The following is a 14050-nucleotide window of genomic DNA, read 5'->3' on the forward strand; positions in this document are numbered from 1 at the left end:
AACCGACATGAACGGTAAGAAAATCTATATCTCCGACGTCACCCTGCGCGATGGCAGCCATGCCGTTCGCCATCAGTATTCGCTGCAAAACGTGCAGGACATTGCCCGCGCCCTGGACAAGGCCAAGGTCGACTCGATCGAAGTCGCCCATGGCGATGGTCTGCAAGGTTCGAGCTTCAACTACGGCTTCGCGGCGCACACCGATCTGGAGTGGATCGAAGCGGCGGCCGATGTCATCAACCACGCCAAAATCACCACCCTGTTGTTGCCCGGCATCGGCACGGTGCATGACCTGAAAGCGGCCTACAACGCCGGTGCCCGCGTGGTGCGCATCGCCACCCATTGCACCGAAGCCGACGTGTCGAAACAGCACATCGAGTATGCCCGCGAGCTGGGCATGGACACCGTCGGTTTCCTGATGATGAGCCATATGATCCCGGCCGAGCAGTTGGCCGCTCAGGCCAAGCTGATGGAAAGCTACGGCGCGACCTGCGTGTACATGGCCGACTCCGGTGGCGCGATGAACATGCAGGACGTGCGCGACCGTTTCCGCGCTTTCAAAGCGGTGCTCAAGCCGGAAACCGAAACCGGCATGCACGCGCACCACAACCTCAGTTTGGGCGTGGCCAACTCGATCACCGCCGTCGAGGAGGGCTGCGACCGCATCGACGCCAGCCTGGCTGGCATGGGCGCGGGGGCCGGTAACGCGCCGCTGGAAGTGTTCATCGCCGCCGCCGAACGTCTGGGCTGGAACCACGGCACCGACCTCTACACCCTGATGGATGCCGCCGATGACATCGTCCGCCCGTTGCAGGACCGTCCGGTGCGGGTCGATCGCGAGACCCTGGCGCTGGGGTATGCCGGCGTCTACTCGAGCTTCCTGCGTCACGCCGAAATCGCTGCGGCCAAGTACGGCCTCAAGACCCTCGACATCCTCGTCGAACTGGGCAAACGGCGCATGGTCGGCGGTCAGGAAGACATGATCGTCGATGTCGCGCTGGACCTGCTCAAGCATTAACACCACACAACCTGTGGGAGCGAGCCTGCTCGCGAATGGTTATGACCTTCAACCGATGCGTTGACTGACCCACCGCCATCGCGAGCAGGCTCGCTCCCACAGGGTTGGCATTCTGGCTGACATAACAACAATAAAACGGGTACTGCCCATGACAACGTTCAACCTGACAACACCGCTGCACATGACGCGGACCATCGCTCTGTGTTTCCTCGTCGCCCTGATGGAAGGCCTCGACCTGCAGGCCTCCGGAATTGCCGCCCAAGGCATGGCGGCCGCTTTCGAGCTGGATAAGTTACACATGGGCTGGGTGTTCAGCGCCGGGATTTTCGGCCTGTTGCCCGGTGCTTTCCTGGGCGGCCTGCTGGCTGACCGCATCGGGCGCAAACGTGTACTAATGGCGTCGGTGGCGCTGTTCGGGCTGTTCTCGCTGATCACGACCATGGCCTGGGATTTCAACAGCTTGCTGGTTGCCCGTTGCCTGACGGGTGTGGGTTTGGGCGCCGCCCTGCCCAACCTGATCGCCCTGACCAGTGAAGTGGCGGGCCCACGTCTGCGTGGCATGGCCGTGAGCCTGATGTATTGCGGGGTGCCGCTGGGTGCCGCGGTGGCGGCCAGTATCGGCATTGCACAATTGGCCGGCGGCTGGCAGGTGGTGTTCTACGTGGGCGGCCTGGTTCCACTGTTGATCATGCCTCTGCTGGGGCTTTATCTGCCGGAGTCGGCGCAGTTTCGCAGCGTCCAGGGCGTCGCCCCCATCGGCGTGGTCAAGGGCTTGTTCCGCGAGGGCGCGGCGCTGCCGACCGCTATGATCTGGGTGAGTTACTTCTTTACGCTCATGGTCGTGTACATCCTGATCAACTGGCTGCCGAGCCTGTTGGTCGGCCAGGGTTTCAGCGGCCGTCAGGCCAGCTGGGTGATGTTTGCCCTGCAACTTGGCGCTGCGACCGGGACCTTGCTGCTGGGCTGGGTGATGGACCGACTGCCGGCCTGGGCCCTGTCGGCACTGATCTATGTCGGCATTCTCGCTTCGCTGACCGCTCTGGGCATGTCCAGCCAATTGGAGAGCATGCTGGTGGCCGGTTTCGTCGCCGGTTTTTTCGCCACCGGCGGGCAGTGCGTGCTGTATGCCTTGGCACCGCATTTCTATCGACCAGCGGTACGCGCCACGGGCGTGGGCAGTGCGGTCGCCATTGGTCGGCTGGGCGCGATGAGTGGCCCGCTGGTGGCCGGCAAAATGCTCGCGTTGGGCACCGGTACGACCGGCGTGATGATGGCCTCGGCACCGGGGATAGTCATCGCGGCACTGGCGATGTTTTACCTGTCGGTTCGACGCAACGGCTCCAGCCCCGACTGACACCCCATCCGTAAAACCCCGCGCCGCGAAGGCGCGGGTATATCCCTACAACAATAAAAGTGAACACTGCCATGCTCAGGACTTCTCTTGGGGCGCTCAGCGCCTGCACCTGCGTTTTTTTCCTTGGTCAGGCTTGCGCCAGCGGCTTTGTCGATGACAGCCACGCCGATCTGACGATGCGCAACTATTACTTCGACCGCAACTACGTGAACACCACGCCCCAGGCGGCTGCCCGTGAGTGGGCGCAAGGCTTCATCCTCAACCTGCGCTCGGGTTACACCGATGGACCTGTGGGGTTCGGCCTGGATGCTCAGGGTTTACTGGGCGTACGCCTGGATTCTTCGCCTGATCGCACGGGAACCGGCCTGCTGCCATCCAACCCAATCACCCACGAACCGGCCAGTGAATATTCAGAGCTGGGCCTGACCGCCAAGGTCAGGGCCTCGAAAAGCGAGTTGCAACTGGGCACCATCAGCACGGTCCTGCCAGTCGCCTTCGCCAGCCCTACCCGCTTGCTGCCACAGACCTTCCGCGGCGCTTACCTCAAGTCCCAGGAAATCGACAACCTGACCCTGCACCTCGGCTGGCTGGATCGCATCAACCTGCGCGACTCCACCGACTACCAGAAAATGTCGGTGGGCTCACCCAACGGACGCTTCAATGGCGCCGCCGAGTCGGACCGCTTTTCCTTCCTTGGCGGCGACTATGCCTGGTCGCCACAATTGACGTTGAAGTACTACCACGCAGAACTTGCTGACCTGTACCGCAAGGACTTCTACGGCTTTATCGACAATCGTCCGATGGGGCCCGGCAGCCTGAAAAGCGACTTTCGTCTGTTCGTCACCGGTGAAGACGGCGCCGCCAAGGCCGGCCCGGTGGACAACCGCAATGCGGCCCTGATGCTGACGTACGCCTTGGGGGCCCACAAATTCGGTGCCGGCTACATGCAACTGACCGGCAAGACCGCCATGCCCTATCTGTTCGGCACCGAGCCACTGGTGATCACCGAAGGCACGCTGAGCTCGGAGTTTCTCAACCCCAAGGAGCGCAGTTGGCAGGTGCGGTATGACTACAATTTCGTGGCCATGGGCTTGCCGGGACTCAATGGCATGCTGCGCTACGTGAGCGGCGACAATATCGAGTTGCCCAAGCTGGGGGGCTCCAACCTGACAGAAAGTGAAAAAGATATCGAGCTGTCGTACGTACTGCAGGGCACGCCCCTGAAGGGCCTGGCTCTGCGCGTACGCAACGCCTGGTACCGCAACGACTTCACCGCCCAGGCCAGCCATCGGGATGATAATGAGCTGCGGGTGAATGTCGATTACACATGGAAGCTTTGGTGAGTTTCACCCTTCTGTGAGTGGACCCAGGATGGTAAAAGACAGGGCGAAGTCTTCTGTTTAAAACGCCTGGAAAAGGATCACATTGGTGAAGCCTCCCGCCACGCCAGATTCAAGTGTCGCCACCGAGGCGGGTCTCAGCGTGCAAACCCGCTTGATCGCGCTGGTTGTCGCGGTGACCTTTTTTATGGAAAACCTCGACGCGACGGTCATCGCGACGGCCCTGCCAACCATGGCAACGGCATTCGGGATTACGCCAGTCGACATGAACGTGGGGATCACTGCCTACATTCTCGCGGTGGCGATCTTCATTCCACTTTCAAGCTGGATCGCCGACCGGTTTGGCGCACGGCGGGTGTTCGCCGGGGCAATCGTGGTCTTTACCCTCGCCTCTCTTTTATGCGGGCTCAGCCAAAACCTTGAAATGTTCGTTTTGGCTCGCGTGCTACAGGGCATTGGCGGCGCGCTGATGGTGCCGGTGGGACGCCTGGCGGTTCTTCGCAACACCGACAAAAAAGACCTGGTGAACATGATTGCGGTGATTACCTGGCCCGGCCTGGTAGCCCCTATCCTCGGGCCGTTAGTGGGCGGCCTGATCGTTACCCATACGTCATGGCCATGGATTTTTTACGTCAACTTGCCACTCGGTGTCTTGGCGTTGATTGCCGCGCTTTGGCTTGTACCCGAAGGCCGTGAAGAAAACGTACGCACATTTGACGGGAAAGGATTCGCCTTGCTGGCGGGCGCCTGCGCCTCCCTTCTGGGCGGTCTGGAATGGTTGGGCAGCCAGGACGGCAACGCGATGTTTTTGGGGTTTGGACTGGTGATTGCGGGTGTGATCCTTGCCGTGTGGGCGGTGCATCACTGTCGGCATCACGCCAGCCCGCTGTTGCCCCTCGGCACCGTGTCGATCAACACCTTTCGGGTCAGCATCTTTGGCGGATCGCTCTTTCGCCTGGCAATCAGCGCCTTGCCGTTTTTGCTCCCGCTGTTGTTCCAGGTCGGGTTCGGGTTGTCCCCCGTCGACGCCGGCCTCCTGGTGTTAGCGGTCTTCGCCGGCAACCTCGCCATGAAGCCGTTTACGACGGCAATCATGCAGCGCTATGGCTTTCGCAACGTCCTGCTCGTCAATGGCGTCATCGGTGTGGTTTCGATCGTGGCCTGCGCGTTCTTCACCCCACAGACCCCCTTCGCATTGATCGCCGCCGTGCTATTCGCCGGCGGACTATCGCGATCCATGCAATTCACTTGCTACAACTCCATCGGCTTTGCCGACGTCCCCAAGGAGCGTATGAGCGAGGCTTCGGCACTGTTCAGTATGTTTTTCCAACTGGCCATGGGGATGGGAGTGACCGTCGCCGCACTGCTGCTGCGCGCCTCCATGTCCATGCAAAACCACGACCTGCAGGCCCAGATCGCCGACTTTCGAGTGGCCTTTCTCGGCGTTGCGCTGGTGGGGTTGCTTGCACTGATTGATGTGCTCAGGTTACCCAGGCATGCGGGGGAAAGTGTCTTGAAGCGCCCTTGATGAGGCCTTCTTCACACGGGAGAGATCGTGGCAAGCGCACCAATCAAAATGGTTAACAACAGAAATCCACCGAGAAAAATAGCCATCTTGCCCATTGGGGCCTCCTAACGTATGAGTGTGCCGTGCAGCCGCGACCGAACGGCGGATCGTGCCGTCATTGTGAGCCGGGGGCTGGGTGCATTACAGATGCAGAAGGTGACGGAAAATACGGATCAGCGTGAAAACCACGCCGTTATGCCCACTGATACTGACTTGACCACAATCCGGACAGCCCGCCTCGCTGCCGCTCACTCAATGCTTGCACTCCGACAACACCACTTGGCAAGTATTAGGCGTACCACCGGATCGGCCGGCATAGCGTATGCAATTATCCAGGGACTTTTGGCGAGCCATGCTCAAGGTGGAACCCCAAGCCAGGCCGCCCTCGCCTGCAGTGGGTAGCGCTTTTGCATAGCAGCTTGAGCCTACGCTCGAGGCCGAATAGCGAGCCGTGGCAGGTTTGCCTGCACACCCCGCTGTCAGCGCCAAGTTAATGGCGAGCAGGGAAAGCAGGACCCAGGACAAGCATTGGCGCGTTGTTTTTCCGGCCATCCCATTTCCCCTTCATCAAGAGGCTAGCGGCGTGTTTGTAGCCCGCACTATTTAGATTAGACGGTGTTGCGCCTGCCACCGGGTCGGTTTAGCGGACCTTGCGCATTCGGGTGCGTTTTCCAGGGGCGGGTCGACATCGCCGTGGCTACTTCACCGCGCTTCCTTGCTTGATATCTCCACAAAAAATATCGACGTTGCCACTGTCCGGTGCACTTCGCACAACAATGGAGTACTCACCGGAGAGCAGAACGGGCAGTTCGACCGGTGCGCTTCGTGAAAAAGCCCAGCCGCGTACGGGCTGGCGTTCGGTGTTGACCTGATCATTCATTGCGAAGGCGACTGGCCCAGGTTGCTGGCAGCTGCCTTTATTGATGAAGGAGTAGAGGCGCAACGGCAGAGAGGCGCCGCTTGGAACACCACTGATGAAGAAACTGAGCCCGGTTTTTTTGTCCCAGCTTGTCAACGTTACATTGCCGATCTGACCAGTGTTCTGCCGGGTGGCAACCAGAGTAACGGACACTCCATGGTCTGATGACGTGGTACAGCCGAAGAGGCTTGCAGTGATCATCAGGACTGCAAGTGAGTGTCTGAGCTTCATTGCGAACCTCCTTCACGAATGGGTGAACGCGTGCTGAAACGTCTTTGATCGAGCGACTCGCCATCGCCTCCCGCCCAACCAGCGGAGTTGAGGGTGCCGCTATGACCTCTGGGCTTTTGACGTCCGAAACAGTCTAGTTCATGGGCGGTAACCCTGGGTGCTACCTGGATTGAGGGTCGCATGCCCCCCCAAATGTCCCTTGCAAAGTCTCTACCTAGCACCTTTAATCGATACAGAATATCTGAGCGCCACCTCATCAAATAGGTCTTCCACATAAGGTTTAAACACGCTTATTGAAGTTCCGCCTTGTTCTCTTCCTGATCTACCCAGCCAGAGAGCTCAATGGATGATGATGAAATGAAAGAGAGTTTGTTGGCCGCTATCCGAAAACTGATATCGCCTTCAATACGTTATGAGATAAGAAACACTGCAACCTGGTGGCGAGACATCCTTGGACGCGCGTGTTTCTGGCGCTGGGAAATTGCCAGATTCAAATTGCAGAAAGAAAGTCCTTACGAAATCCTCTATATCGGAAGGAAAAAGCAGCGGGCGATGGCCAAGCTGCTCATAGGGGGCAAGTCGCCAGGGGATTCCCCCATGGTCGACGGCGAACCGGAACCTGCAGCGTCGAATCATGTGGTAGTGGTCAGTGAAGCGCCGAGCTCAGGGGCCTTGTCTGTCCCCCTCTATCTGAGCGCCGTCGTACCGCTGGGGCGATCCATCGAGGATATCACCGCAAAATACGATAGCGAATTGCGTCGAAGTATTCGCAAGAACCGACCGCACTACCGAATGCGTCAGGCCCTGCTGGATGAAGAAATTGAAAAGGCAGACAGGGAAATGCTTCGCCCTTATGCCTCGGCAAGGCAAGGCATCCACGCTGCGCAACTTGCCACGCAGGAGATTTTGAGGATAGCCAAGACTGTTGGCCGGCTTGACCTGATAATGCTCGGTGACGAGGTTGTTGCCTGCCACCTTGGCTGTGTCATAACACGGGGCGGAAAACGCTACTGGAGCACAGTACGTTTCGGCTATTGCGAGGCGGTTTTTTCAGATGCCAAGCGGCTGCGCGAAGTCAACTCGATTACCACTTTCATGGCCCTTGAATGGGCAATAGATAACGGCTTCGATTATTACGACATCGGTCTTTGCCTGGCACGGCCGGATGACGGCCTTCTGAAATGGAAAAGAAGGCGCGGCGGTGATATTGATTCCTTGGGAAACCACGCTTATATGTTTGTCCGGCTGCCCAAGACAGATATAGCCAAATTCCTCTGGGGCACGCCGCTGTTCGCTGTCGAAGGAAAAAAATTGACCCTGCACCTTGGCTTACCGGACGGGCCAAGCGATGAGGAAGTCGCCACCCGTTATCACGAAATGGTATTTGGCGGATTGCACAAAATTTATCTCTATTGCGCCAAGAGCTCGGGCGAACAATTTCTTGAAACCTTGCGCAGTCGCTACGCCAATTTGCAAACCCTGCCCATTGTGGAAAGGATTCCATCCAGCTGAGCAATTTCCAGGATTGAATTAGATACAGCTCATCACGCCTGACGATTGACCCTATCCCGCTGGGAGGACTCTTTATGGAAAGCGATGTCTCCGAAATAAGCACGTCGACCGCGAGCAATCGAAAAAAATGGACCCTGGCCGCCTACAAATATATTGCAAGAAAAAGACTCGCACGAAAGGCGGAGATCGACTTAAAAAGCGTCGCATTGAAAAGCTGGGATATTGCTCCGGGCGAGACATCGCATGCTCCGTCGGCGTTCTTCCTGCCCAATCAAATGGAACGCGTGACAGGATGGGAAGCGAAGCGCTTTTATCCCTTCGAGCACCCCGCTCGCACAATGAATGGGCTGGGCAGCGTCGAACAAGGCCCGACACGTGGCTACTTGATCAAGGATGTCTGGCTTATCGATGGCGCGCTCTACAAGGACAATGCCAGTCTCTGGGTGTCCCTCAAGCCGAGTATGTTTCCACGAATTTCCGTGGAACACGAGTTCGAGCGTGCAGCCGTCTACTGCACGCAAAATGGCAATACATGGTTCGGCACCTGGTTGATGGAAGACTGCGTGACCTATCCATTGGCATGCAACGAAGGCGTCCCCGTGACTACCGCGCCATCCACCCGATTTCCACTCTTTCCCCAAGGCCCCGCCTATGAGGACTGGCTGGGTATGAAACCGGTCCGCTCGCACAGCGCGTTTTTTCGTGAGCTGGTGATTTTCGACGATATGAGCAACAACCGAAGCCGGTATTCACGTTTCCGTGCCATGGGTGAAAAGCTACTGTCGCACGTGAGCCATGACGCTCACCCTGGCGTGTTCATTCTGCGGGGTAGCGGCGGTGAAGTGCGCTTTATGCGCAATGAACTTGAGCTCGCGGAACATCTGCGTAAGAGCCGGGGATTTCGCATCATCGACCCTTCAAAATCCGATGTCCCGACCATAGTGGCGACCTGTGCCGGAGCGCGGACCGTGGTAGGGGTCGAAGGAAGCCAGCTCGTACACGGTATCAATGTACTTCAGCCGGGTGGTTCGCTGCTGGCACTGCAGCCACCGAACCGTTTCGTCAGCTACTACAAGTACCTGACGGATCGCGACCACCAGAATTTTGGCTTTGTGGTCGGAACACCAGAGGGCGATGGCTTCAAAATCGACGTTGAAGAAGTTGAGCGCACACTGGACCTGTTCCCTTCATGACGGCGGCCTGGGGAATGTCTGAAAATGACTTCCAAAACCTGCTGCCCCCTCCCCCAAAAAACCCGCTGACCGTTACCGGTTCAGCGGGTTTTTACTGCGCATCCCGTCGATGCAACGCCCACTGCGCCAAATGGCAATCCGCAATGACGCTGTTAGTACAGCGGGGAAAGTTTCGACATAAAGTCCATCTCCAGCTCACCTTCATAAGTTTCAGCACCAACCTTCAATGCTTCCGCCACACGCGCTTGCGCCACATCGTGAGCGACACTTAAATCTGACTCATGAGCTTCAACCAGCAGTCCCTCTGCCAAGGAGCCAAATGCTCCAACATCCACGGCCGCCTTGGTATGAGCGATGGCATGCGCAGGGAATGAGGCGATACGGTGAGCCAGTTCCTCGACGAAAGGTGTCAACTCCTCCGCCGGCAATGCTCGATTGATAAAGCCATAACGTTCCGCCTGTTCCGCCGAAAAATCGTTACAACCCAAAAGCACCTCTAAGGCGCGCGCCCTCCCGACGAGCCGTGGCAATCTTTGCGTACTGCCACCGCCCGGAACAAGCCCAACCGCGACCTCTGGCTGGGAGAAAACCGCTTTGCCTAGGGCAGCAAAGCACATGTCCATAGCCAGTGCAATTTCACACCCTCCTCCCCGAGCCCGTCCTTCGATTTTTGCAATGGTTACCTTAGGCATGTTCTTGAACCGTTCACCGATCATCTGTGTAAGGCGAAAACTGCGGGAATGGGAAACAGTTTTGGGAGCGGCTCCGACCCTCCCCAATCCAGAGTGAGCTATAAAAAATTCAGGAAGTTCGCTCTGCAGGACCACGACTCGGATGCTCTCATCGACCTCGAGCTCTTTACCAAGATTGTCGAATTCCAGCGACAGTACTTCATCAAGAAGATTTATCGGCGGGTGATTGATGCTGACGAATGCAACTCCAGAATCAAACCTAAACCGGAAACACTTGTAGTCAGAATATCGCATGATACTGCCTCCATTTCGGTGATCGTTTCGGTAAACCATTTCTGCTTGGTTTATGTTCTGGTTCTTGTTCTCGTGACCTTACGCAGGGTATGTTGACTCGCTAGTTTCGAAATCAATGCCAAAAACCGTCCGATGCAAAACTCTCGTGGCAACACAGGCGATACAGAAATTGTCTGTGCACTCGCCAGCGTAAAAATGGTGACCGGTTCCGCCACAGGCCGCAGAACACCCAACATGAGGACGTCAAACGCGCTGGGTTCAATTATTCATCTACGATAGGGTTCACCAAACTCCCGAGACCTTCCGAAGTTACAACACAAGTGTCACCTGGTTTCATCCACAGCGGCGGTGTACGCGCCATACCGATGCCGGAGGGGGTACCTGAAACAATCAGGTCTCCGGGGGCCAGTGTCATCACTTCGCTGACAGTTTCGATGAGCGTCGCCACATCAAAAACCATGTCGTTGGTATTGCCTTCCTGAACGACTTGGCCATTCAGCAGCGTTTGCAGTTTCAGCCCCTTCACACCCTCACGCAGTTCATCTGCCGTCACGATGTAAGGACCAAATGAGCCGGTACCGTCGAAGTTCTTGCCCATAGTCCATTGGGGCGTACGCATCTGATAGTCGCGCAGGGTCGCATCGTTGAACAAAGAGTATCCAAAGACATGCGTTAACGCCGAGGCCTTCGGAATTGCCCGGCCACCCTTACCGATAACGATGACTACCTCCCCCTCGTAGTCGAGCTTTTGGGACACTTTTGGCCGGACGATTGGTTGGCGGTGTCCGATGAGGCTCGAGGAGAAACGCGAGAAAATGGTTGGGTAATCTGGTTGTACTAAACCCGCCTCGCTCGTGTGGTCGCGGTAGTTCAATCCGATACACACGATTTTTCCGGGGGAACTGAGCGGGGGAAGTTGCTCGCAGGTTGCGAAGTCGACGGGCTCTCCTTGCAAAAGGCGTGCACCAAGCGAAGCGACTGCTTCCTCGCCTGCAAGTAGAGCGTTACTAAGGTCGCCAAATTCCGGAATGTCAGCGAGAAAGAATCCATAGAACTCTTCTCCTCTTGCCGAAGCAGCGAGGCCGACACGACCCTCTTTGGCAAAGCGCATAAATTTCATAATCTGCCCTTCAATTAAAGTGAGATCGGTTAATGGGGGGGCACGGCGCACTCAGGTATCCCCGGTGCACTGCTCCAGACTGAAGACGAAAGACGAAAGACTCGTAGGATTTACCCGTAACATGCCGCAACCCCATTTCGCATGTACGGTTTGCCGACACATAGGCGTCTGCTGTCGTCGCATCCACATAGGCATGCTCTTCTCACTCAGCTGACGCTACCAGCTCTGGATGCAAGAGGCCTTCATCGTGCGCGACGACCACGACTTGCGGCACTAGCCGATATGGGCTGGCATCTGAGGCATAGCGGAGGGAACTAAATGATGGGGAAGTCAAATGGCTTCTCCGCCACTGAGGCCGGGACGCTTACCTTAATTGCCAGCTCCTTGGCATGGGTCACATTGACCCACCAACCGAAAGCTGCAGCGGTGAAGAACATGAGGACGCTGTAAATGGCTGCCGGAATGGCCATGGTCGGGTTGTTCAGCAGCGTCGGGCTAAGCGCCAGGGCAATAGCCAAAGCGCCATTGTGAATACCAATTTCCATGCCGATGGCCACTGCCTGGCGCTGCGGCAACTGGAACAGGCGTGGCACCCAGTAGCCGATGCCGAGGCTGAGCAAATTGAACAGCAATGCGGCCATACCTACTACAGGGGCGTAGTCCAATACCGTCTGCCAATCCTTGACCAAGGCGAGCACTACGGTGACTACAAGGAACAGCGCGGAAATGATCTTCATCGGGCGCTCCATGAGTAACGCAAAGCGTGCCGCCAGTTTGCGTACTAGCATGCCCACCGCGACCGGTACCAAGACGATGGCGAATACCTGCACGACCTTTGCAAATTGCAATGGAATGGCCTGACCGTCTGCCATGAAGTACATCAGTGACCCATTGACGAGCAATGGCATGGTGAGAATCGCGACCACCGAGTTCACGGCCGTCAGGGTGACATTCAGTGCCACATCACCGTGTGCCAAGTGGCTGTAGAGGTTGGCAGAGGTACCGCCTGGAGAGGCCGCCAGGAGCATCAGGCCCACGGCCAGTTCCGGTGCCAGCCCAAAACACTTAGCAATAAGGAAGCAGAAAAACGGCAGTAGGGTTAGCTGGCAGACCAGACCGATCAAGACAGGCTTGGGAAACTTCACGACCCGGACAAAATCCGCCGGGGTGAGCGACAACCCCAGTCCGAGCATGATGATGCCCAGGGCAATTGGGAGGAATGTAGTCAGCAAGGGCGATGCCATCATTATTGTTGTACTCGCAGCGAGGCAAGCCCGGCGGTTAACCGGGATGCAAAGGGCCTGGTGGTCTGGCCAGACAAACCGAAGCTTGTACCCGGCCGGTACGTTATTGGTTGTAACCTTTGCGTTGATTGGGCTGCCGGGGAGTCTAGTGATGGAGGGGCGCGGACAATATTCTCCTTGCCAGCCAGACTATTTGCCTTGCCGGTCAGACAGATGCCTCTTGAAACATCAATATCATTGGAGAGGCGGTATTTCGGCGCTCCTGGATACCGTAAAAATCCCGCCTATATACCCTTGTGGCGCTAACGCGCGGTGCTGTAACACCACCGAAAGGGGCGGGACAGGTCAGCCTCTTTGGGCGCTGTTGCACCCGCGTCACAAGCGGTTGTCTCGAGTATTGGTGCTGGTGTAAAACGGCTGCGCCTGAATCGAGTAGGAGTCTGCAAATGAATCAGCGTACTACTTCCTCCGGCTGGGCTAGCGCCATTGTCCGATCCCTGGAAATGGGCGGGGTCGACTGTCGCATTCTGTTCGAACGTCTTGGGATGGATTACTCCGCCCTGAGCGATCCCGAAGCACGCTTCCCACAGGATGGCATGACGGGCCTATGGCATCTGGCAGTAGAGGTTTCTGGAAATCCGGTCATTGCACTGAACATGGCCCAGGTGGTGCGGCCAGCCTCCTTCCATGTGGTCGGCTATGCATTGATGTCCAGCCGCAACTTGCATGAGGGCATTTCTAGTCTGGTCCGCTATCAGCGCATCATTGGGGAGAGCGCAGATCTCAGCTTTCACCCTACGTCGGATGGCTATGAGTTGACTCTGGCAATTCATGGCGATCGCTTGCCTTCTGCCAGAGAAAGCGCGGAGGGGTCGCTGGCCTATATTCTGGCCTTTTGCCGCTGGCTAGCGTGTCGCCCATTGACTCCTCGCCTTGTCAGCTTTAGCGGGCCTGCACCAGCTAATCTGCAGCCATATTGCGAGGTGTTTCAAGCACCGCTGATGTTCAATGCCGAGCACTATGCATTGTTGTTCGACCGCCCCGATCTGGATGCCCCGCTGCATTCTGCTAACGAAGCTCTGGCGCAATTGCACGAACGCTTCGCCGGCGAATATCTGGCGCGTTTTTCGGACGGCCAGATCACCCACCAGGTACGTCAGTTGCTCTGCCGTTTGCTACCCCAAGGTGAGCCCAAACGCGAAGTGGTGGCCCAGACAATGTTTATGTCCGAGCGTACCTTGCAGCGCCGCCTGCAAGCGGAAGGAACCGGTTTTCATCAACTGCTCGATGGTACTCGCCGTGAGCTGGCCAGCCAGTACCTGATCCAGCCCGAACTGACCCTGCAGGAAATCTCCTATCTGCTGGGCTTCGCTGCTCCAAGCAATTTCTTCCGCGCCTTCCGCCGTTGGTTCAATACCACACCTAATGAGTATCGGGTAAGTCTGTAGAGAGTTGAGCGATGCGCTCGCCAAGTACATGAGCGGCGGATAGGATTTCGCCAATCGAGTCAGGTGCCTCCGTGCCCTCGTCCGCTCGGCAGCGATTGAGGGCGGCCAATGCATTCGG

At 57.3% G+C, this 14050-nt stretch carries 12 protein-coding genes; 7 read left to right on the forward strand and 5 right to left on the reverse strand.

What is annotated here, in order from left to right:
- Positions 1–7: 7 nt before the first annotated feature.
- From dmpG to JFU37_RS19000, 4 genes are all read left to right on the forward strand, one after another.
- Positions 8–1018, forward strand: coding sequence for a 4-hydroxy-2-oxovalerate aldolase (gene dmpG, locus JFU37_RS18985; RefSeq protein ID WP_201117342.1), 1011 nt, complete (start codon positions 8–10; stop codon positions 1016–1018).
- Between the two features lie 148 nt (positions 1019–1166).
- The gene (gene mhpT / locus JFU37_RS18990; protein WP_201117344.1) at positions 1167–2372 is read left to right on the forward strand and encodes a 3-(3-hydroxy-phenyl)propionate transporter MhpT; all 1206 of its coding nucleotides are present in this window, start codon (positions 1167–1169) and stop codon (positions 2370–2372) included.
- A gap of 71 nt (positions 2373–2443) precedes the next feature.
- On the forward strand, positions 2444–3715 hold the full coding sequence (locus JFU37_RS18995) for an OprD family porin (RefSeq protein ID WP_201117346.1): 1272 nt from the start codon (positions 2444–2446) through the stop codon (positions 3713–3715).
- An 85-nt stretch (positions 3716–3800) separates the two neighbouring features.
- On the forward strand, positions 3801–5240 hold the full coding sequence (locus JFU37_RS19000; RefSeq protein WP_201117348.1) for a DHA2 family efflux MFS transporter permease subunit: 1440 nt from the start codon (positions 3801–3803) through the stop codon (positions 5238–5240).
- A 291-nt stretch (positions 5241–5531) separates the two neighbouring features.
- Here JFU37_RS19000 and JFU37_RS30735 read toward each other — a convergent pair whose 3' ends face one another.
- On the reverse strand, positions 5532–5831 hold the full coding sequence (locus tag JFU37_RS30735) for a hypothetical protein (RefSeq protein WP_242485779.1): 300 nt from the start codon (positions 5829–5831) through the stop codon (positions 5532–5534).
- 145 nt (positions 5832–5976) lie between these two features.
- The gene (locus tag JFU37_RS19005; protein WP_201117351.1) at positions 5977–6429 is read right to left on the reverse strand and encodes a hypothetical protein; all 453 of its coding nucleotides are present in this window, start codon (positions 6427–6429) and stop codon (positions 5977–5979) included.
- 357 nt (positions 6430–6786) lie between these two features.
- Here JFU37_RS19005 and JFU37_RS19010 point away from each other — a divergent pair, with 357 nt between their 5' ends.
- Both JFU37_RS19010 and JFU37_RS19015 read left to right on the forward strand, forming a co-directional pair.
- Positions 6787–7941 carry a hypothetical protein gene (locus JFU37_RS19010; protein ID WP_201119473.1) on the forward strand — a complete coding sequence of 385 codons (1155 nt, stop codon included), beginning with the start codon at positions 6787–6789 and terminating at the stop codon, positions 7939–7941.
- A 74-nt stretch (positions 7942–8015) separates the two neighbouring features.
- On the forward strand, positions 8016–9134 hold the full coding sequence (locus tag JFU37_RS19015; RefSeq protein ID WP_201117353.1) for a glycosyltransferase 61 family protein: 1119 nt from the start codon (positions 8016–8018) through the stop codon (positions 9132–9134).
- A gap of 152 nt (positions 9135–9286) precedes the next feature.
- Here the strand turns inward: JFU37_RS19015 and JFU37_RS19020 are convergent, their stop codons facing one another.
- The 3 genes from JFU37_RS19020 to JFU37_RS19030 form a co-directional block, all read right to left on the reverse strand.
- Positions 9287–10120: an enoyl-CoA hydratase/isomerase family protein gene (locus JFU37_RS19020; protein WP_201117355.1), complete on the reverse strand. Its 834-nt coding sequence runs from the start codon at positions 10118–10120 to the stop codon at positions 9287–9289.
- Positions 10121–10382: 262 nt separating this feature from the next.
- Positions 10383–11291 (reverse strand): fumarylacetoacetate hydrolase family protein, encoded by a 909-nt coding sequence (locus JFU37_RS19025; protein ID WP_342214955.1) that lies wholly within the window; start codon positions 11289–11291, stop codon positions 10383–10385.
- 263 nt (positions 11292–11554) lie between these two features.
- Positions 11555–12487, reverse strand: a complete 933-nt coding sequence (locus JFU37_RS19030) for a bile acid:sodium symporter family protein (protein ID WP_201117358.1) — start codon at positions 12485–12487, stop codon at positions 11555–11557.
- Between the two features lie 443 nt (positions 12488–12930).
- Here JFU37_RS19030 and JFU37_RS19035 point away from each other — a divergent pair, with 443 nt between their 5' ends.
- Positions 12931–13932 carry an AraC family transcriptional regulator gene (locus JFU37_RS19035; RefSeq protein WP_201117360.1) on the forward strand — a complete coding sequence of 334 codons (1002 nt, stop codon included), beginning with the start codon at positions 12931–12933 and terminating at the stop codon, positions 13930–13932.
- The last annotated feature ends 118 nt before the right edge of the window (positions 13933–14050 follow it).

The sequence above is a fragment of the Pseudomonas sp. TH41 genome, assembly GCF_016650695.1.
Taxonomy (GTDB): Bacteria; Pseudomonadota; Gammaproteobacteria; order Pseudomonadales; family Pseudomonadaceae; genus Aquipseudomonas.

Excerpts from the sequence above, each read along its gene's own strand:
- JFU37_RS30735 (WP_242485779.1), bottom strand. The coding sequence starts at position 5,831 with ATGGCCGGAAAAACAACGCGCCAATGCTTGTCCTGGGTCCTGCTTTCC.
- JFU37_RS19030 (WP_201117358.1), bottom strand. The coding sequence starts at position 12,487 with ATGATGGCATCGCCCTTGCTGACTACATTCCTCCCAATTGCCCTGGGC.
- mhpT (WP_201117344.1), top strand. The coding sequence starts at position 1,167 with ATGACAACGTTCAACCTGACAACACCGCTGCACATGACGCGGACCATC.
- dmpG (WP_201117342.1), top strand. The coding sequence starts at position 8 with ATGAACGGTAAGAAAATCTATATCTCCGACGTCACCCTGCGCGATGGC.
- JFU37_RS19015 (WP_201117353.1), top strand. The coding sequence starts at position 8,016 with ATGGAAAGCGATGTCTCCGAAATAAGCACGTCGACCGCGAGCAATCGA.
- JFU37_RS19020 (WP_201117355.1), bottom strand. The coding sequence starts at position 10,120 with ATGCGATATTCTGACTACAAGTGTTTCCGGTTTAGGTTTGATTCTGGA.
- JFU37_RS18995 (WP_201117346.1), top strand. The coding sequence starts at position 2,444 with ATGCTCAGGACTTCTCTTGGGGCGCTCAGCGCCTGCACCTGCGTTTTT.
- JFU37_RS19035 (WP_201117360.1), top strand. The coding sequence starts at position 12,931 with ATGAATCAGCGTACTACTTCCTCCGGCTGGGCTAGCGCCATTGTCCGA.
- JFU37_RS19010 (WP_201119473.1), top strand. The coding sequence starts at position 6,787 with ATGAAAGAGAGTTTGTTGGCCGCTATCCGAAAACTGATATCGCCTTCA.
- JFU37_RS19005 (WP_201117351.1), bottom strand. The coding sequence starts at position 6,429 with ATGAAGCTCAGACACTCACTTGCAGTCCTGATGATCACTGCAAGCCTC.